At 39.0% G+C, this 18,497-nt stretch carries 18 protein-coding genes and 1 pseudogene; 8 read left to right on the top strand and 11 right to left on the bottom strand.

Translation table 11 applies throughout. The features are described 5' to 3' along the window. Positions 1–304 (top strand): LysR substrate-binding domain-containing protein (locus L656_RS0100730; RefSeq protein ID WP_024597805.1); only part of this gene is annotated, 304 nt, incomplete at its 5' end. Between the two features lie 123 nt (positions 305–427). Here L656_RS0100730 and L656_RS0100725 read toward each other — a convergent pair. The 7 genes from L656_RS0100725 to L656_RS0100690 form a co-directional block, all read right to left on the bottom strand. Beyond that, positions 428–874, bottom strand: a complete 447-nt coding sequence (locus L656_RS0100725) for a hypothetical protein (RefSeq protein WP_024597804.1) — start codon at positions 872–874, stop codon at positions 428–430. Between the two features lie 453 nt (positions 875–1,327). Then, the gene (locus L656_RS0100715) at positions 1,328–1,786 is read right to left on the bottom strand and encodes a thioredoxin family protein (protein WP_024597802.1); all 459 of its coding nucleotides are present in this window, start codon (positions 1,784–1,786) and stop codon (positions 1,328–1,330) included. A 95-nt stretch (positions 1,787–1,881) separates the two neighbouring features. Then, positions 1,882–3,846: a hypothetical protein gene (locus tag L656_RS0100710; RefSeq protein WP_024597801.1), complete on the bottom strand. Its 1,965-nt coding sequence runs from the start codon at positions 3,844–3,846 to the stop codon at positions 1,882–1,884. Between the two features lie 144 nt (positions 3,847–3,990). Next, a complete protein-coding gene (locus L656_RS1000000122560; RefSeq protein ID WP_024597800.1) occupies positions 3,991–5,625 on the bottom strand; it encodes a DUF6892 domain-containing protein in 1,635 nt (544 codons plus the stop codon). Positions 5,626–5,689: 64 nt separating this feature from the next. Next, on the bottom strand, positions 5,690–6,163 hold the full coding sequence (locus tag L656_RS0100700; RefSeq protein WP_024597799.1) for a hypothetical protein: 474 nt from the start codon (positions 6,161–6,163) through the stop codon (positions 5,690–5,692). A gap of 69 nt (positions 6,164–6,232) precedes the next feature. Then, entirely contained in the window at positions 6,233–6,619 is a 387-nt protein-coding gene (locus tag L656_RS01000000121765; protein WP_033036383.1) for a hypothetical protein, read from the bottom strand. A gap of 166 nt (positions 6,620–6,785) precedes the next feature. Beyond that, positions 6,786–7,685, bottom strand: coding sequence for a LysR family transcriptional regulator (locus L656_RS0100690; protein ID WP_029750558.1), 900 nt, complete (start codon positions 7,683–7,685; stop codon positions 6,786–6,788). A 174-nt stretch (positions 7,686–7,859) separates the two neighbouring features. On the opposite strand from L656_RS0100690, the gene L656_RS0100685 reads away from it, so the two are divergent. Both L656_RS0100685 and L656_RS0100680 read left to right on the top strand, forming a co-directional pair. After that, complete coding sequence (locus L656_RS0100685; RefSeq protein ID WP_024597797.1) at positions 7,860–8,537, top strand: glutathione S-transferase family protein; 678 nt, start codon at positions 7,860–7,862, stop codon at positions 8,535–8,537. Between the two features lie 105 nt (positions 8,538–8,642). Next, the gene (locus L656_RS0100680; protein WP_024597796.1) at positions 8,643–9,770 is read left to right on the top strand and encodes a zinc-binding dehydrogenase; all 1,128 of its coding nucleotides are present in this window, start codon (positions 8,643–8,645) and stop codon (positions 9,768–9,770) included. 203 nt (positions 9,771–9,973) lie between these two features. Here the strand turns inward: L656_RS0100680 and L656_RS0100675 are convergent, their stop codons facing one another. Then, complete coding sequence (locus tag L656_RS0100675; protein WP_024597795.1) at positions 9,974–10,801, bottom strand: hypothetical protein; 828 nt, start codon at positions 10,799–10,801, stop codon at positions 9,974–9,976. A gap of 280 nt (positions 10,802–11,081) precedes the next feature. Here L656_RS0100675 and L656_RS0100670 point away from each other — a divergent pair, with 280 nt between their 5' ends. Continuing rightward, complete coding sequence (locus L656_RS0100670) at positions 11,082–11,567, top strand: hypothetical protein (RefSeq protein WP_010554987.1); 486 nt, start codon at positions 11,082–11,084, stop codon at positions 11,565–11,567. Positions 11,568–11,969: 402 nt separating this feature from the next. On the opposite strand, the gene L656_RS0100660 is transcribed toward L656_RS0100670, so the two are convergent. After that, complete coding sequence (locus L656_RS0100660) at positions 11,970–13,175, bottom strand: anhydro-N-acetylmuramic acid kinase (protein WP_024597794.1); 1,206 nt, start codon at positions 13,173–13,175, stop codon at positions 11,970–11,972. Positions 13,176–13,324: 149 nt separating this feature from the next. Between L656_RS0100660 and L656_RS0100655 the strand changes: the two genes are divergently transcribed. From L656_RS0100655 to L656_RS01000000121760, 4 genes and pseudogenes are all read left to right on the top strand, one after another. After that, positions 13,325–13,819, top strand: a complete 495-nt coding sequence (locus tag L656_RS0100655; protein ID WP_024597793.1) for a GNAT family N-acetyltransferase — start codon at positions 13,325–13,327, stop codon at positions 13,817–13,819. Between the two features lie 179 nt (positions 13,820–13,998). Next, positions 13,999–15,027: an NADP-dependent oxidoreductase gene (locus L656_RS0100650; protein ID WP_024597792.1), complete on the top strand. Its 1,029-nt coding sequence runs from the start codon at positions 13,999–14,001 to the stop codon at positions 15,025–15,027. A 50-nt stretch (positions 15,028–15,077) separates the two neighbouring features. Beyond that, complete coding sequence (locus tag L656_RS0100645) at positions 15,078–15,695, top strand: glutathione S-transferase family protein (protein WP_024597791.1); 618 nt, start codon at positions 15,078–15,080, stop codon at positions 15,693–15,695. A gap of 225 nt (positions 15,696–15,920) precedes the next feature. Continuing rightward, positions 15,921–17,540: pseudogene (locus tag L656_RS01000000121760) on the top strand (methyl-accepting chemotaxis protein). 71 nt (positions 17,541–17,611) lie between these two features. Here the strand turns inward: L656_RS01000000121760 and L656_RS0100635 are convergent. Further along, a complete protein-coding gene (locus tag L656_RS0100635; RefSeq protein ID WP_002962790.1) occupies positions 17,612–17,920 on the bottom strand; it encodes a YkgJ family cysteine cluster protein in 309 nt (102 codons plus the stop codon). 45 nt (positions 17,921–17,965) lie between these two features. Then, on the bottom strand, positions 17,966–18,497 hold a 532-nt coding region (locus tag L656_RS0100630; protein WP_029750557.1), incomplete at its 5' end, for a RecQ family zinc-binding domain-containing protein.

Raw genomic sequence — 18,497 nt, 5'->3', positions numbered from 1 at the left:
GCGCGAGCCGGGCTCGGGTACTTTAGAAATGTCGGTTAAGTTATTAGCCCAACATGGCGTAATAGCAGAGCGCAGTATGCAATTGGGCAGCAACGAAGCCATAGCAAGGGCTGTCGCTCAAGGTATGGGGGTCGCTTTATTGCCAAATGTAGTCACAGAAGATTTAGTCCAGCTAGGCAAATTAACACGCCTGAGCCAAAAAAATAACGAGCAACTCTCTCGGCCACTTTATCAACTGCATTATAAAGACAGACCGTCTTCGCATGCTGCGCAAGCATTTGCAAAAAGCTTGTTTAGTGAGTAGTGCTCGCAATCTGTTAGTATTAAGGCACCAGTAGCAAATTTACATAAAGTTTAATCTTTAAAGTCAAAATTTGAGCCCTTCAGTCTTTCTAATACCTATTAGCTAAGTTAAAACTCAATTGTGTTACGTGATACACCTTTCATGCTTTACTATTAAATTAAAATAATTTTTAAACATGTGTTCAGAGCTGGTATCCCTTAAATCCACATCAAAATAGTAGCCGTCTTCTAAAACTTTCAAACTCTCTAAATCATTGCAAATGCGCTCAAGAATCAAATGTTTATATTTTGGAGTTATATTTTTGATTTCATACAGAGTGAGCCCTTCGGCATCAAAATTCACAACAACTCTTAAACTGGTACCTGAATAACCATGCCTTACAAAACTAATTCGGCTATCAATGGATGAAAAAAAGGTGCTGAAGTGATTTTTATCTTCCTCGTATTTCCATTGAGAAGCATCCCCCCAAATCAAGACAAAAATAGCACCAAAAACAGCGGCAGCTACATACAATTTGTTGGCATTTATCATAAACCACAATTGAACTTTTTCAGTTCGCATTAATTTCATAAGTCACATAACTTTTATGTAAAAGACTAAATCAGTCGGATAAAATAAAAGACTAATAATCAAAACCAAAGTCTTGCTCATTCACATGTGTAGGTAATATAACTAGAGTTAAGAAAAATACCTTGATGCCACACCAATGCCGATAAGTAAAATAATTAATAAAACCCAATATCTTTTTGAACCATCTAAATTTTCACCGCAGACTGGGCAAGATGATGACGCGATTGGAGTCCCGTTAATATTTGTCGTTTTAATTATTGGGGAGGTAATTCCTGATTTACACTTTTTGCACTTCATAAATATCCATATTAATTATAAATAAAATCGCGGGTTGATGCTCACAAAACGCTTACCTAATTGACATTAAATGACAGGCTATAATTAGCAACAAATCACAGAAAACCAACCTTTATACATCCTTTTAATTGAATTGCCATAACATAAGAATAGACCTTACAAACCCTGAGTTAAGTCTTGCGCTAACGTACCCGTTGGCTTTTCAATTACGCGTACCAACTCTTTGCCAGTTTGTTTAACAATAAACGTAGGTGTGTATTGTAAGTCGTGAGCCTGTGCAATGCCTGCATCGTCTTGCTTGTTGTAACCTACGGCCACATAGTCAATGCTTGCAAGTGTAACTTTAGATTCATCTAGCAACTTAATAAGCTTTGGCACTTCGCGCTCACTGTCGTGACACCATGTACCAAATAATACAATTAGCTCTTTGCCTTCTAGTTTTTGCATTAATGAAATGTCTTGTGCTGTTGGTGTATACGCCTTGTATTGTTCGTTAAATTTGTCGTAGTCGCTTAGCAGTGCTTGCGTACTTATCTCGCCCGAAAATGGCGCTGTAGCAGCGCAGCTTACAAGCGGCATGCTTAAAGCGCACAGTAAAATTAATTGTTTAAACATAAGGTTGCTCTTAATTTAGGTATTAATTTAGGTATTAATTTAGGTATTAAACGACTATACCCAATATTGAGTGTGGAGTGAACAACTCAAAACCGTTACTTTTTATCCATAAAAAAGTTAACTTGCGATAAGTTAGTTAAATATTCTCGCCTTACGTTTTTATTCTCAGCTAGCTTATCTAAATCACCAATTAGGGTAACTAGTTTATTATGAGAATAGCTGCTTGTTTTTTTAAACTCGTCTTGCTTTTCGTCACTCTCAACACGCTCTTTTTTATTCATGTTGTAGCTGTTTTCGTTTTCTTCAAGCCAAATATCGTCAATTAAGCGAATGTTGCTTTTACTAACGGTTTGTTCTTGCATCGCAATTTGCAGCTCGTATTGATTAGTTTGCGGATTAAACTCAAACATTTTTGTATCAACATCAACCTTGTGAGACTGATCAAGCCCCACAAGTTCTTTATTTTTAACGGCGGTGTTTACGTTATAACTCTCTTCTTTGTTGTAGTAATCAGGGCGACTATATTGATAATCAAAGTGGCTACTCACATTTTTACTTTGCGTTACACCGCTAAGCTCCCCTAATTGGCTTTGCTCTGTCGCTTGGCTTAGCTCAATTGTACTTTTAGGTTGATAATCACCGTTATCAAGCGCATAAGAAAATGTAGCATCAAAATCAGCGAGCTTAGAAATCCCCGCACCCAATGTATTTGGCGCTTTATTACTAAGCCCTTGGTAACGGGCATCGTTTGTAATCATGTTATCAACCAAATCGGCAACCATAGCGCGCCCGTCATTAAAGTGCTGATCTGCAAGCGACTCCAAATTGCTATAACGCTCAGCCGCCGCTGACATACTCGCAAAAGCGCCTTTAAACAATGCAAAACCTTGTTGCATTGCCTCATCGCCTTTGCGGCCAAATGCCGATTTTTTATCGTCCTCACTACTATTAACTCGACTATCTTCTAAGCTTTGATCGAGCGACGCTAAATACTGCTGCATTTGCTGCGTGTCTTTAGCGCCAATGGTTGACATATCGAGTGCAAAATCAATGTCGTTTTGCCCACCTGCGGCTTTAAACACAAGTGCTTGCTGGTTTGATGCTTCATCAATGGAGTAACTTAAATCAAGCGTGTTCTCTCCTGTATCAAGCGCATCGTTTTGCGTTGTTGAAAACGACACATTAAAACCGGCTAACTGTTCACTATTAAAGCCCGCTAAAAAGTCTAAGCTCATGTCTGCTTGGTTTGGCACTATAAGAGGATTGAATGAATTTTCACTCACTTTAAAAAACTCATCAGCCATTTCGCCAACACCCACCATAACCTGCGTTAAAGCGCCATGTTCAGCCTCAGATAAATTGCCATTAACTTCGTAACTTATGCCAAAGCCATCTATCGCTTCACCAGTTTCTTCGTCATAACCTTGCGATGAGTTAAAGGTAATGTTTATAACATCGCCCTCTTTAGTTTTTACCGAGAGCTCAAACAGGTAGTTATCGTCATCCTCGTATTTTGCTCGATTAAGGCTTTCCATGTAAGGATTAAGCGAGCGCTCTACACGTTGCTGGCTTGAGGCTAAAAACGTTTTTTGCTCATGCCCAAGCTGACCTAAACTCGATAAAATATCGCTGGTATTAGCATAAGCACCCTGAATATTTTTAACTGATGTATTTAATCGTTCAATTAATTGGGTGCTGCTTTCGTTTTTTAATAACCCCTCATGCTGAGAGCTTATTACGGTGCGCAGGGCGAGTTCTTCATCGGAGAGTTTATAGTTAAGCATGCTGGGCGTGCTTGAAATAGTAAATAACGAGGTAAGTTGCTGCTTTAAAACGTCCTCGACCTTTTGATTACTGGCTAGTGCTTCATCAAGAGTTTCATTATTTAACTGGCTTAATAACCCATCGGTTATTTTTGGCGCGTTAGTTTGTAAATCATTTATAGCTTGAAGGTCGCCGCTATTTTCTAGCGCAGCCAAAGAGGTATGATCCGTATTATTAACTGATTGGGAAAGCAAAGTGCTCAAATTAGCCTGGCTGGCGAGTGTATTATTAACCATGATTATCCTTAACCGCTTAACCCTATTAAGTAATGTATCGGTCATTTGGCTAGAAGCTTTAGCTACAGTTAATTAAGCTAAAAGCAGAAAAAATTAATACTTAAATTCAAATAATAATGGTCTGCTTTTAGGGAGCAATCTAAATTAACCCTCTTCTTCCAACACAATATTTTGCTCAGCTAAGGCATTTAATAATTTTTTACTCGGCTCGCTATTTTCTAAACCAATTATTTTAGTAAGATTAGGTAGTAAAGCTAAATCATCAATTGCTTTGTTCGTTACTTTGGGTACTTCATCTCCCATTCCGGGATCCCAAAATGGATGCATGTGTTCTAAAAATACAGCCCCTCCACCCAAACCACTGTCTTGATAAAGCTGCGTTACTTTTTCGAGTAAAGTCATCGGTATTTCTACGTTTTTAAAGTACTTTTTAACTTCAGCAATGCACTCATATCCATCTTCTTCTCGATCAATTTCGCGTTTTATATACTCTTTGGCAAATAAATCTAAATCAAACTTTGGTAAGAGGATCTCTTGTCGATACATCAGCTCTTCAATAACGAGTAACTTAAAATTAAAATCACGAAATAAAATGGTTGGTTTATTATTAATATTAAACAATTTAGGTGTGTTTTTTAAAGCATCAGCTTCTAAAAGTAACGATTTTAAGTGTGTCACTTTAGCTTTATCGGTAGTGGCTTTAAGTAATATGTCTAAGCTTTTTCGAGTAGGGGCTGAAACGGTAATTCTACGCAGAGCCGTTTTAATATTTTTGTTGTATTTTTCTTGGCTAACTGCATCTATATTATCTAATTTTTGTTGATAATCGTTAATTATACTTTGTTTTGCGCCCTTTGCTTTAATTTGATTTAGGTGTTCTTGAATATGTGCTTGTTGTGTTTTTTTACCTTCAATCCCAAGCGGGCATAGTATTAAATTTTCAATTAAATAATCCATCTCAATATCAGAAAAATCAAAGTCATTAATCAGGCTTTTAAAAATCAGAGGTGCGTTTTTATAAAACACATCTGCAGGCTTTGCAAGCATACTTAGTAGTTCTGAATGCATCCAGCCGTAACTGCTATTTCTAGCATGCCTAACAATGCTCGAATGTAATAGCTGAGTAAACTCGTTTATAACATCTGGGTGAAACTCTTCAAAAATACCCATTATCAAATTACTATCTTCATCTGGAAATGCTCGATAAAAAGAAGGAAGCAATAGCGCTATATCAACTTCATTGAGTTCATACCGCTTGATAAAATCTGGAGTGTAACTGCCTACTGAAAGATAAAAATATAGCTCTATTAAACCTGAAACAACTAAGTTAATTTTTGTATTTTGCTGATGTACCCGTTGGTGTTCAATAAGTTCTTTTATTTTAGTTAGTATAGTTTGGTGATATTTTAATAACACCAAAGCATTTGGCGAATAATCTGAGCTACTTACAGTCTCAATAAACGTAGCAAGGTACTCAACCTCAAGTGTGTCAGATAAATCTATGGTTGAAAGCCAATTCATCATTGCGCTGTATATTTCATCTTCAATGCTAAAATCAGCCCTCATTAAACTACGACATTCTGGCCAATCAATGAGCCCTCGATCATATTGCCTTTTAATGGTTGCTTGCTGTTCTGCTATTAATTTTTTCCATTGCGCATGAATGTTTCTTACTGTTGCTTTATTTTTTTTATTAGGTACACCTTTTTGAACAACACCAAAATTAGGGTCACGAATTAAATCTATATTTTTTTGTATCTGAGAATGTATAGTCAACATATTTACTCGGTAGTCCTTACTCGAAAGATATTTTTGTGGGGTTATAGGGTATTCTTTTTATTTATTAGCAAACTGCAGACAACTTAATCGACGAACCATCACCATAATCATCATGAACCATAACTAATACTGGAATAGGATAATCCCAGCCTCCAGCCTTCCACCAGCTCTCAGCCAGCCATTGTTTTGTTAGATTAGCAATTAAGTAACCCGCGTTGAACTCTTCATTGATATAATATTTCTCATCAAAATGAGGTATAGCATAATCACCCGAAAGTAACTCCACTGATTTACCAGAAAATATTGAAGCATCAGTGCTATTTATCTTTTTTTGTTTTCCTTCGTAATATATCCAAGCTGAAGGAGTCTCCATACAATCATCACCTAGAAATATTTGAATCTCAGCACCTAAAACAGATTCAGGAATTGAAACTGTAAACAACTTCTTGAGCTCGCGAATAAAACAAGGTGATATCTTTTCTAATGAAACTAAAAACTTAGCTTTAAACTGCTCTGAACTTAAACCAAATGGCACCATACGTACTTCTCCCAATAACTAAACATTAAGCCAGCTGATACCGCTTAACATACTGATTAAACTTGTCTTTTATAATTTTATTTCAATGTTTTTTTGTAGATCAGGGGTTGACTCTAAGAATAACTTCCACGCGCCAAGAGCTTCTTTAAGCTGCTGCGTAGATATATTTTGAAAATAGCTATCGTCTAGTAAAGAATATACTTGTGCATTGTGTAGCGTGAATTCAGTTCCCCATCTTTCGCGGTTCCAGTCAAGAAAGCTACATTCACTTGCTAAAACAGAGTTTATTCTCTTTATTCCTTCATCAATCCAAAAAATAGTTTCACTGTAATGTAACCCACCATCATCTAATAAAAGACTTAACAATACACTCTTACCATTACTGTTTACATTTTCACAAGAGCATATTGGTACAATGCGACCAAACTGAATTCGCCAAGAAAAATTTATTTTCATAGCCCACCCTAAATACATTTGAAATTAAACTAGGGGAATATAAATATTCCTTTAAAGTCAAAACGAGCTTATTTATTAAGCATTGAATTTATACTATTTAGGAATTTTTAACTCCTCTTCTATGATATTAAAAGCAATTACTGGAGAACAAAAATATAAAATTTATCTAGCTTTTTATTCTTTGTACTAAAAAGTCGACCGCCGCTTTTACCTTAGGCACTAAATAGCGCTGCTTTTGGTACAACAGATAAACGGCCATATTGGTGTTTTGCGTTATTGCTAACTCATGCTCAAACTTAAGCTCTTGCAACTGGCCAGACTCAAGGTATGAGTCGAGCGCCCATCGAGTTGACATTAAAATGCCCTCGCCATTACACGCTTTTTTAGCCAGCCACGATCCGTTATTTGAAATAGCGACCGCAGGCCCAGAAACGTCGTGCCATTGCTCATCCACTTTACATAACCAAGGCGTTGGCCCCGCTGGCGTTTTAAAATAAAGGCCACTGTGGCCCTTTAATTCCATAACATTAGTAGGTACACCGTATTTTTGTAAATAGCAGGGTGACGCAACAGGAATAAAGCCGTTATCCATTAGTTTTATTGCTAGCACGCGCTCATTTGGCGCATAGCCACCGCGAATCGCAATATCAACATCGTCACGCCCAAGTGTCGACAGCTCATCACTTAAGCTAACATCTAATATAATTTCGGGGTATAGCGCGCTAAATTCATCAAGCAGAGGCAGTAATATTTTGTCACCAAAACTTACCATTGAGCTTATACATAATCGCCCCATTGGTGTTGTTTGATAACTGCGTACAGTTTCGTGGCTTTGCTCTAGCTGATTTAATATTTGCTGAACATCGTTATAGTAAATTTGCCCAACTTCGGTCAATTTAACTATGCGGGTCGAACGCTTTAAAAGCGTAGCCCCTAGGCTTTTTTCTAAATCAGCAACTCGCCTCGACAACGACGAAGGCGGCACATCAAAACCTTTGGCGGCTTTGGTAAAACTGCCCGTTTCAACCACCTTAATAAAATACCGTATGGCTTTTAGTTGATCCAAGTTGCCTCTCCATTAAATAAAATGCTTTATTGTCTTAAAGACAAAAGTGATTCGCATTTTCCCCTATATATAAGCAAATTAAAACAAGTAATAATGTACTCAACCTAAAGACAGGGACTTAAATTGCATTTTTTGGCAATGAGTATCTTCACGTTAATGATGGAAAGCTGACTTATGATTACTTTGCACGGTTTTGCTGCTAGCAACTATTACAACCTAGTTAAACATGTACTTTTACACAAACAACTGCCATTTAAAGAACACCTTGTTTACGGCGGTAGCGAAGAGTTATTAGCAACCAGCCCTACAGGCAAAGTGCCTGCAATCACAACAGCTAGCGGCCTTAATATTTCTGAGTCGAGTGTTATTTGCGACTTTATTGAAGAGTCGTACCCACAAACCCCGCTATATCCTAAAGATGCAGGTGAGCGCGCAGTTGTACGTCAAATTATGAAAATGGCAGAGCTCTATTTTGAACTGCCGAGCAGACGGTTCATCCCTTATGTATTTTCAGGCGCTGAAGTAACCGACACAACTAAAGGCGAAGTACGCCAAGTATTAACGCGTGGCGTAACCGCTTTGAGTAGCGTGTGTAAGTTTTCACCTTGGATTGCAGGCGAGCAATTTACAATGGCAGACATTTACGTTTATTACGTAAACACCATAGTTAGCGCCTTTGGCTCAAGCCAGCTTGATTGGGATGTACTTGCACAAGTACCCGGCATGAAAGAGTGGAACGAATCAATGAGCCAATTAGCCATTACCCAAAGCATAGAGGCCGATCGGCAATCAAATATGGCTGAATTTATGCAAAAAGTGAAAGCGCAAATTCAAGCAGCAAACGCTAAATAACGCGTAGCTATAAAAGTATCTATTCTAATTTTTAATTACTAAGACAGATCGCCAATACAATAATGCTATTGGCTTAACAAATTTAATTCTTTGCAGGAAAAACCTATGACAAATAAAAATATTCAACTTACTTCAACTATCAGCGAAGACAATAAACTAACACTTGCTTTAAAAAACATCGACATGCCAAAGCCAAATGCCGATGAAGTGGTTATTCGTATTGAAGCTGCACCATTAAACCCATCAGACTTAGGCGTTTTATTCAGCGCAGCTGATATGTCTACTGCAAAGCAATCGGGTACTGATGAAAATCCAGTAATTACTGCCGATGTTCCAGCTCAATTTATGCCATCACTTAAAACTCGTGTTGGAAAAGCAACCCCTGTAGGTAATGAAGGCGCAGGCACCGTAGTAGCTGCGGGGTCATCACCTGCTGCACAAGCATTAATGGGTAAAACCGTTGCAGTAATTGGCGGCGGTACGTATCGTCAATTTATATGTGCCAATGTACAAAGTTGCCTAGAGCTAAAAGAAGGGACTACTGCTAAAGAAGGTGCATCATCTTTTGTTAACCCACTTACCGCACTAGCAATGGTAGAAACCATGCGCGCTGAAGGCCATAAAGCCATTATTCACGCCGCAGCGGCCTCTAACCTTGGCCAAATGCTAAACCGTATTTGTATTGCCGATGGCGTTGATTTAATTAATATTGTTCGCAAACCAGAACAAGAAAAATTACTGCGCGATATGGGTGCAAAATATATTGTTAACTCAAGCAGCGACACTTTTCTTGCTGACCTAACAGCTGCAATAATCGAAACCGGTGCAACTATAGCGTTTGACCCTATTGGTGGCGGCCAACTAACAAGTGACATTCTTAACTGTATGGAAGTTGCAGCTGCGCGCGATATGAAAGAGCACACAATTTATGGCTCTGATACATTTAAACAAGTGTACATTTATGGCGCACTAGACCGCGGCCCTATTACACTAAACCGTAACTTTGGTTTTGCATGGGCTGTAAACGGGTTCTTGTTATTTAATGCCTTAGGTAAATTAGGCACAGATACAGTAATGAAAATGCGCAAACGCGTTGCTGATGAAATCACCACTACATTTGCGAGCAACTACACGCACGAAGTGTCATTAGCTGAGGTATTACATTTACAGTCAATCGCGGCTTATTCTAAACAAGCTACCGGCGAAAAGTACTTAATTAAACCTCAAGCTTAATTAAATAGGTTTAAGTAAGTATTAAAGACCGCAGCACTTAACGCAGTGGTTTTAAAATTAAAAAGCAGATACTAATTAGGTATCTGCTTTTTTGTCGTAATAAAAAGACTACTTTGTAACTACTTAAAGTCCAAGATTTAAGATAACGTCTAGATTGTCTTTCATTCGCTATCAATATTGAGTGATGAAGATATTACTGATGATTACTGCCCAATTGGGTAACTGACTATTGTTTGATAGTCGGCTAATGCCATCATCTGGTTACCCTTTAATCCATGAAATGGGAATTCTGCAAACTCGTAACCCCTTGAGTTTAAATCTAGACATATTTTCCTATCGGTTAATATTAGTTTCCGTGCATGAGCTGGATATATACCTTCATTTTTCTTAGTTACCATAAATGCGATTGGAAAAAAGCTTAATAAACTGACAGTAGAAATATTTCCATTGTTATAAAATCCAACACACTTCGCGCTTAAATGTTTATTATAAGGGTAATACCAATAATATATATCGTGAGTATCATCAATAGCGCTATCTTCGCCAAGAACAAAATTTTTTAGTGGCTGAAAATAAGGCGAATACTGTGGCTCATCTTTACATTCTTTAACCGAAGTTGCGGCCAGAACATGACCAATCATTGCCCTTGAAAACTTTTTAGCATCAATATTTGTATTGATAAGTGTGTATGGGCTGCCACTATGAAAGAAATAATCCTTTATTTGCAATGTTAGAGATTTACAGACCCTAGCCACTTCATCATCGTTACCACCTAGGTGAGTATTATTACAATTATGACAAATAGTTTTGAACTTACTACCATTTGGTGAATGTACGCCTTTAACTCTTGATGCTTCAACCTCCATCAACTCTGTAATATGACGCTGCTCAACCTTAGTTATTGTTATCGCACCTTTTGGAGGTACATGGTCTTGAGAAAGCCGGCCGTAAATACCGCAAATCAAGCAAAACCCAGCTTGAATTTTTGTATGCTCAAATCGCTTTGATATGCTCTTACTATAGCTTCCCATATTTAACGTCCTTGTGTAATGAGTTAATAATTTCTTGAGTTGGTTTTAACAAATTATGTAAGAGATCGCTAATACTAAGTTTGTTAATTAACTCTGTAAAAATTGGAGGCAATAAAAAAACGTGCTTCGTTAGTTTTATTTGAACACGAAAACAAAAAGATCCTCTTTGATCAAACTACTCAATAATTGTACTAAATAATGCAATTAGTCATAAATCTGTAACTTTGATCCGCGATAATCTCTATCCGATAAATGAATAGACTCAAGAAGATTAAGTAAGATGAGTACACCCTTAGTGCAACTAACATTTGCACTGCAATCATTTGATGATTCTATGTCTGCGGCGATGAGCCACGCTATGGAATATGAAAAGCTATCGCTAAAAGCCAATGCTGCGCATAACATTACGCTGCAGTGTGTGTTGCCTGATGGCGCAAATGAGAGCGATGTTATTTCACTAAGTGCAACGCAGCCCAGTGCGCGTGGGGCGCAGTATTTTACTGAAAAAACGCTGAGCAATGCAGACCTTGAATCTGGTACTGTAAATCTTACTTTAAGTAACATTACACAAAGCCAGTGTTTTGTAGTGCAAATGATGCTGCACGGAAAAAACACGACCTTAAAAGAAAGCCAGCAACTCGATGTGTACATTAAAGCATTTGAGCAAGGCTATATTCCTGAGCAAATAAAAACTGAACATACCAAGTCACAGGGCGTTCGTAGCTACTTTGCAAGTATGGGCTCTACGTTTTTATCGCTGTTTTAATGCAAACTGCACTTAAATTACGCGACACTACTTATAAGTTGTTAGGGCGTGTTGAACTTTGGTGGGTGAATTTACAGCAGTATGTTTGGTTTTTAGGCAAGGCAGAGCCTATGTAGTGTGGTTACTCCCCATAAATAGGCGATAACGCAGTATAAATACCAAACATGCACTGCCCTTTGGGTCCTTTCTAGGGACGATTAACTCTTTGTTGCCCACATGGATGTAGGTAAGGGGCGTGAGCAGGACGCGGAAGCTTTGCTCGGTTTTTACTTATTCTTACATGGATGTAAGCCATTAGAATAACGCAGGAGCAGTTATCGAGCCCACTAGGTTACAAACCTCGCGCCGCGATTTAACCGCCTCTAGATTGAACAAATTTCAATCCACAAAGGTCAACACGCCCTAGTCTGCAAAACTCACTTTACCCATAGTAACTCCCGCAATACCTTGTGCGGTGTTACTTAGGTGTTGCTGCTCTCCGGCTAGGCATTCGTTTGCTAAAATAGCAAATAACACAGCCTCTTTTGCATCAGGGTTAATACCTAAATCGTCGGTATTTTTAAAAGCCTTAATACGTGGGCAAAGCGTTGTAAGTTGCGCCATTAGTAATGGGTTATGAATACCCCCACCACTTGCATACACCACACAATTTTGTGCGCGCTCTGCACACTCGTTTAATGCATTTGCTATAGCGGTTGCTGTAAAGGTATTTAAGGTGGCCATTACATCTTCATGGCTTAAGTGCTGTGTATTTGTAAGCTGCTGTGCGGTGTTTAAATACGCTAAGTTAAATACCTCAGGCCCTGTGGTTTTAGGCATTGGGAGTTTAAAAAATGCGTTATTACACAATGCATTTAATAATGGTGTATTTACCTTGCCTGCTTTAGCTATTTTTGCGCCATCGTCATAATGCATATCTTTAAAATGTTGCTGTACGTAGGCATCCATAATGGTATTACCGGGGCCAATGTCGGAGCTAAACACACGGTTTGCATCACCATTTTTGGGTAAAAACGTTAAGTTAGCTATGCCGCCCATATTTAGCAAAATCCGACTCTCCACAGCGCTCGAAAAATACAAATAATCGCCATACACAGCAAGTGGTGCGCCCTCGCCTCCTGCGGCTATGTGTTTTTGCCTAAAATCACCAATGGTTGTAATACCCGTAGTAACGGCTATTTGGTCGCTATCGCCAATTTGTAAGGTGCCATTAGTAAAGCTTTTGTGATTATGCTGCGACTGCGGGCAGTGGTAAATGGTTTGCCCGTGACTTGCTATTACATCAATACTTGCCGGGTCTATTTGCCAAGTATGTAAGCACTGGTTAACCATATCGCCATGGAGTTTACCTACCCACGGGTGCAGTAAAGTTACAAGCTCTAAATCGCACTCTCGTTTGGCAAATACCTGCTTTATTTTAGTTTTATAATCGTCGTTGTAGTCAACGGTGGTAAAATTTAAAACCTCAATGTGAGTATTTAAGCCCGCGCCCGTTATTTTACACAGTGCAACATCAAGCCCATCCAACGAGGTGCCGCTCATTAAACCAATAATTAAACGGCTTGGTTTTAGGGCGCTGTTATAAAGCGCTTTAATGTGAGGGTGCATAATGGCATCTAAAATAGGTGTAATATTTTGCTTATATTAGAGGACTTTAAAACAAAGTAATAGCCGTAAAGCGTTTAATTTAGGTTCTGATTGTTTAACTCTTAAATGATTGTTAAGTTAGTGTGCATACTAAAAATTTATGAAAAAATATGATCACCCTCAGAGAGTTTAAAGCCCAAGACGCGCCTTTTATTATTAACACCTTAAATGATGAACAGGTAACGCGTTATTTATCGTCAAAAATTCCGTTTCCGTATACGCAAGCCGATGCAAACTGGTGGATAAGCCAAGGCTCAAAAAACGGCATTATTAAGGCCATTGTTGTAAATGGGCAATTTGCGGGCTGTATTGGTATAACTCCCGGCGAATTTGAATACAAACGCAGTGGCGAAATTGGTTATTGGCTTAATAAAGCCTATTGGGGGCAAGGTATTATTACTCGCGCTATTGAACTTATATGCAATGAAGCGTTTGCAAGCTCACACTTAAACAGAATTTTTGGTGCCGTGTTTGCTGGTAATACCGGCTCTATGAAAGCACTTACTAAGAGCGGCTTTGAGCAAGAGGCTGTGCTTAAACAGGCCATTTATAAAAACGGGGTATTTTACAACAATCATATATTTAGTAAGCTCAAAGCAGACTAATTACTCTAATTAAATTTGCGCAAAGGTTGAATTATCAACCACCCGCCCAAAACTCCTTTATTAAGGTACGCATTGTACATATTCATACTGCTTAGCCGCGCATTATTGTTTAGCTGAACACGATTTTTAAAACGTAAACATTCGGTAAGTAGTTTATTTATATTAATAGGAGATCTTATATGTCTACGACTAGTCGCCAACTTACTCTTGAATCACGCCCTAATGGCGCTCCAAAAGATGAAAACTTTAAATTAAAAACGGTAGAGCTTCCTGCATTAAAAGACGGCGAAGTTTTACTACGTACTATTTACCTATCGCTAGACCCGTACATGCGTGGTCGTATGAGCGATGCTAAGTCGTATGCTGACCCTGTTAATATTGGCGATGTAATGGTTGGCGCAACAGTGTGCCAAGTAGAAGAGTCTAAAAACGATAAGTTTAACGAAGGCGAATGGGTACTTGCCTACACAGGTTGGCAAGACTACGCCATTACCGACGGCGAAGGCTTAATGCAGTTAGGTAAAGAGCCTGCAAACCCTTCATACGCATTAGGTATTATGGGTATGCCTGGCTTTACTGCTTACATGGGTTTACTTGATATTGGCCAGCCTAAAGAAGGCGAAACCGTAGTTGTTGCAGCAGCAACAGGCCCTGTAGGCGCAACGGTTGGTCAAATAGCTAAAATTAAAGGCTGTAAAGTAGTGGGTGTTGCTGGTGGTAGCGAAAAATGTGCACACGCCGTTGAAAACCTAGGGTTTGATGCCTGTATTGATCACAAAGCTGATGACTTTGCAGAGCAGTTAGAAAAAGCCTGTGATAAAGGCATTGATGTTTACTACGAAAATGTGGGCGGTAAAGTATTCGACGCCGTACTACCATTACTAAATACCGCAGCGCGCGTACCATTGTGTGGTTTAGTATCGCAATATAACGCAACTAGCTTGCCAGAAGGCCCAGACCGTTTAGGTATGCTAATGGGTCAATTGCTTACTAAGCGTATTAAAATGCAAGGCTTTATCATTTTTGATGATTACGGCGACCGTTACGACGAGTTTGCACAAGACATGCAAAAATGGCTACAAGACGGAAAAATTCAATACCGTGAGCACATGGTAGAAGGCATCGAAAATACAGTAGACGCGTTCAACGATATGATATGCGGTAAAAACTTTGGTAAAACTGTGGTTAAAATTAATAACCCACTTTAATTTTATACGGCTTGTAAGGGCTTTGCCTTACAAGCCAAAAAAGGACTGACATGATTAAACTACACCATTTAAATAAATCCCGTTCTAAACGTATAATTTGGCTTTTAGAAGAACTAGATGTTGACTACGAAATTGTGGCTTATCAGCGTAATAAAGACACATTTCTAGCACCTGACGAACTAAAGCATATTCATCAACTTGGTAAGTCACCGGTAATTGAAGACGGCGGTTTAATTATTGCTGAATCAGGCGCTATTACAGACTACCTTATTACTAAATACGGCAATGGTAAATTTGCTCCAAAAGTAGATACCGCTGAATATGTTGACTACCAACAGTGGCTGCACTTTGCAGAAAGCTCAGCAATTTTACCGCTTTTACTTAAAATGTTTGTACTAAAAGACGGCGCTAAAACACAGTTTTTAGAAGGCTATGCCGACGCTGAAACAGCTAAAGTAATTAGCTACTTTAACGACCGCCTAGAAGGTAAACGTTATTTAGTGGGCGATACCCTAACGGGCGCTGACTTTATGATGTCGTTTATTGTTGAAATAGTTAAAAACTCAGGTCAATTAGCGCACTTTAAAAACCTCGTAAAATACGACGAGCAATTACAAAGCCATGAGAAGTTTCATACAGCTAATGAGCTAGAAGCAAAGTACGACTAAACCTTTATATAATATTTTTATATAACACTAAGGAGCATTTTGCTCCTTTTTTAATACCTGTAAAATATGCCCCGCCAAAGTTACGCTTGTAAACTAAATTAACAATCACCTACCTTATTGCTAATAAAACTTTAATTAATAAGGCATAATGCTGCTATTGTTTAAGTATTTTCACTAATAATACAAGCTGCTCTTGCGCGTATTGACTCACCCTTGGGATCAACCATGACCATAAACATGCGTTTAACGACCGGCTTTGGCGTAATTTTATCAATGATGATTATTTTAACCATTATTGGAATTTCGCGCGTTAGCCTTATTAATAATAACATTACCCACATGACCGACGTAAATTCGGTAAAGCAACGTTACGCAATTAACTTCAGAGGCAGCGTACACGACAGAGCAATAGCCGTGCGCGACGTAGTGCTAATTACCGAGCAAAGCAGTTTAAGTACCGTGTTAAATAACATACAAGAGCTAAACGCATTTTACCAAACGTCAAGCCGCGCTATGGCTAAGCTAATGGGTGATATGAATAGTGAAGAGCGCGCTTTAATTAATAAAATAAATCAAATAGAGCAGCGCACTCAGCCTTTCATTCAAGGTATAATAAACGCTAAAAATGAAGGAAACCTAAACGAAGCTAAACGCATTTTATTAACCGATGCGCGCCCTGCGTTTACCCAGTGGCTAAATGTTATAAACCAATTTATAAACCTGCAAGAGCAAGCAAATCAAACCACTACTATTAATACTCTCGATATTGCCAGTTCATTTGAAATTTGGATGATTTCGCTCACCGCGCTTGCAGTTTTAATAGGTGCAAGCGTTGCGTATGTTATTAGCCAACTGATCAGAAAGTCAGTAGGTGGCGAACCACAAGAAGCCGCCGAAGTAATTGCCCTTATTGCCCAAGGCGATTTAAGAGGTGATGTACAGTCGTGTTGCCCAAATAGCATGATGGCTTCTGTAGGGGTTATGCAATCTAAATTAAAAGCCATTGTAGATAGCATTATTAACTCATCTGAAGAGCTTTCTACTCACTCTGCAAGCGTAGCGTCTGGCTCGCAGCAAGCACTTAGTGCCGCTGACGCACAAGTAACCTATACAAACTCGGCAGTAAGCAGCTTAGAAGAAATGAGCCGCAGTATAAATGCAGTTGCAGGCTCTGTTAAACAAACAGAAGATAACTCAAAAATAACTGCGCAATTATCGCAGCAAGGTAGTATTGCAGTGCAAAAAGTAGCGGCCGAAATTGAGCAAATTTCTGTAACCGTAAAAGCCACAGTTACCCAAGTAAACGTGCTGCAAGAACATGTAAAACACATTGGCGATATTTTAAGTGTGATCCGCAGCATTTCTGATCAAACAAACTTGCTTGCACTAAATGCGGCAATAGAAGCTGCATGAGCAGGCGAAACAGGCCGAGGTTTTGCTGTTGTAGCTGACGAGGTAAGGCAACTTGCCCAGCGTACTGGTGATGCAACAGGCGACATTGAAAAGATGATTTTGCAAGTGCAAGAAAACACGCAAGCGTCGGTAACAGCTATGGAAACCACAGTACCGCAAGTAGAAAATGGCCTAACGCTTACCCATGAGGCAAACGAGTTACTGCATCAAATACAGCAACAAGCTAACGATTCATTAAGTAACGTGCTTGAAATTGTTGAATCAACATCAAACCAAGTAGCCACCGTGGCGCAAATTAGTACCGGCGTGGAAGAAATTGCCAGTATGTCTAAAGAAACCAGCATGTCGCTTAACAGTAACGCACAAGAAGCCGTTGCATTAGCTGACCTTTCAAACACGCTTAAAAAGTATATTAGCTACTTTAAAGTTTAATTTTTATAGTAAGTAATAAACAAAGGGGCTTTTAAGCCCCTTTGATGTTTATGTACTTTAATAATAGCGGACTATATACCCGCTAAATCGCGTTCGGTAATACACTCGTCTGAGGCCATTTCAAACTCGCGGCAAACTAATGGGCGGTTTTCGTAAATAGAGCACATAAGCGTATTGCGGTCGAGTGCTTGGCACCAACCGTCGTCAGCGCGTTTCATTACTTCGCTGCCCCATTTATCGTATTCAATGTAGTTAAAAGGCACGCCGGTGTCGGTTACTATGCGCACTTCTAATTGGCAACAACAGGCTTGGCAGTTAGCACACGTAACAGGCTCTGGGGTAGTAGAAATATTTTCAACAGGAATAACAATATGAGGCATAGTGGCTTACTTTTTTGAATAAGCCACTAGGATACAGTAACTAATTTAACGCGCTAGTAGTTTTGCTTTTATATCGCTGTAACGCATTTGCTCGCACAGTGCAAAACCACTCAATTGGCGCACTTTATTACGCGCAAATAATGGCACACTCATCCCCGCTAAAAAGCGGCATTGGGTTTCAATACCCACATTATGATTACCTTTGTCTGCCATATGCGCTAAAAACTCATCCACCTTTTGATAAATAAGTTGCTCGTCAATATATGCAGGCTCTATAGAGTATTCAAGCTTAACCGCATGGCCTCTACACACACTACAATGCCCACATTGCTGTGGTGCGTTTTGATCGTCAAAATAGCGCGCTAAGTTATAGCTTAAACAACTTTGTAGCTCAAAAAAGCGTACCAGTGCAGCTATACGTTTAATTTCGGCTTGTTCTTTATCACTAAAGTAGTCGTGTAGTTGCTGGGCAAGTTCTGGGTTATTTATAACCTCCCCATGCACTTTGTATACTTGGGTAATACGTTTGGTTTCGAGCGTTATTAGGTTTTTTTCGGCTAGGTAATCAAGGGCTGCC

The sequence above is a fragment of the Pseudoalteromonas sp. TAE56 genome, assembly GCF_000497955.1.
In the GTDB taxonomy this organism is placed as follows: Bacteria; Pseudomonadota; Gammaproteobacteria; order Enterobacterales; family Alteromonadaceae; genus Pseudoalteromonas.
Note: the sequence above shows the minus strand (reverse complement) of the source record. Positions and strands in the feature narration are given on the sequence as shown.

Excerpts from the sequence above, each read along its gene's own strand:
- L656_RS0100725 (WP_024597804.1), bottom strand. The coding sequence starts at position 874 with ATGAAATTAATGCGAACTGAAAAAGTTCAATTGTGGTTTATGATAAAT.
- L656_RS0100710 (WP_024597801.1), bottom strand. The coding sequence starts at position 3,846 with ATGGTTAATAATACACTCGCCAGCCAGGCTAATTTGAGCACTTTGCTT.
- L656_RS0100670 (WP_010554987.1), top strand. The coding sequence starts at position 11,082 with ATGAGTACACCCTTAGTGCAACTAACATTTGCACTGCAATCATTTGAT.
- L656_RS0100635 (WP_002962790.1), bottom strand. The coding sequence starts at position 17,920 with ATGCCTCATATTGTTATTCCTGTTGAAAATATTTCTACTACCCCAGAG.
- L656_RS0100680 (WP_024597796.1), top strand. The coding sequence starts at position 8,643 with ATGACAAATAAAAATATTCAACTTACTTCAACTATCAGCGAAGACAAT.
- L656_RS0100685 (WP_024597797.1), top strand. The coding sequence starts at position 7,860 with ATGATTACTTTGCACGGTTTTGCTGCTAGCAACTATTACAACCTAGTT.
- L656_RS01000000121765 (WP_033036383.1), bottom strand. The coding sequence starts at position 6,619 with ATGAAAATAAATTTTTCTTGGCGAATTCAGTTTGGTCGCATTGTACCA.
- L656_RS0100645 (WP_024597791.1), top strand. The coding sequence starts at position 15,078 with ATGATTAAACTACACCATTTAAATAAATCCCGTTCTAAACGTATAATT.
- L656_RS0100700 (WP_024597799.1), bottom strand. The coding sequence starts at position 6,163 with ATGGTGCCATTTGGTTTAAGTTCAGAGCAGTTTAAAGCTAAGTTTTTA.
- L656_RS0100660 (WP_024597794.1), bottom strand. The coding sequence starts at position 13,175 with ATGCACCCTCACATTAAAGCGCTTTATAACAGCGCCCTAAAACCAAGC.
- L656_RS0100650 (WP_024597792.1), top strand. The coding sequence starts at position 13,999 with ATGTCTACGACTAGTCGCCAACTTACTCTTGAATCACGCCCTAATGGC.
- L656_RS0100715 (WP_024597802.1), bottom strand. The coding sequence starts at position 1,786 with ATGTTTAAACAATTAATTTTACTGTGCGCTTTAAGCATGCCGCTTGTA.
- L656_RS0100655 (WP_024597793.1), top strand. The coding sequence starts at position 13,325 with ATGATCACCCTCAGAGAGTTTAAAGCCCAAGACGCGCCTTTTATTATT.
- L656_RS1000000122560 (WP_024597800.1), bottom strand. The coding sequence starts at position 5,625 with ATGTTGACTATACATTCTCAGATACAAAAAAATATAGATTTAATTCGT.
- L656_RS0100675 (WP_024597795.1), bottom strand. The coding sequence starts at position 10,801 with ATGGGAAGCTATAGTAAGAGCATATCAAAGCGATTTGAGCATACAAAA.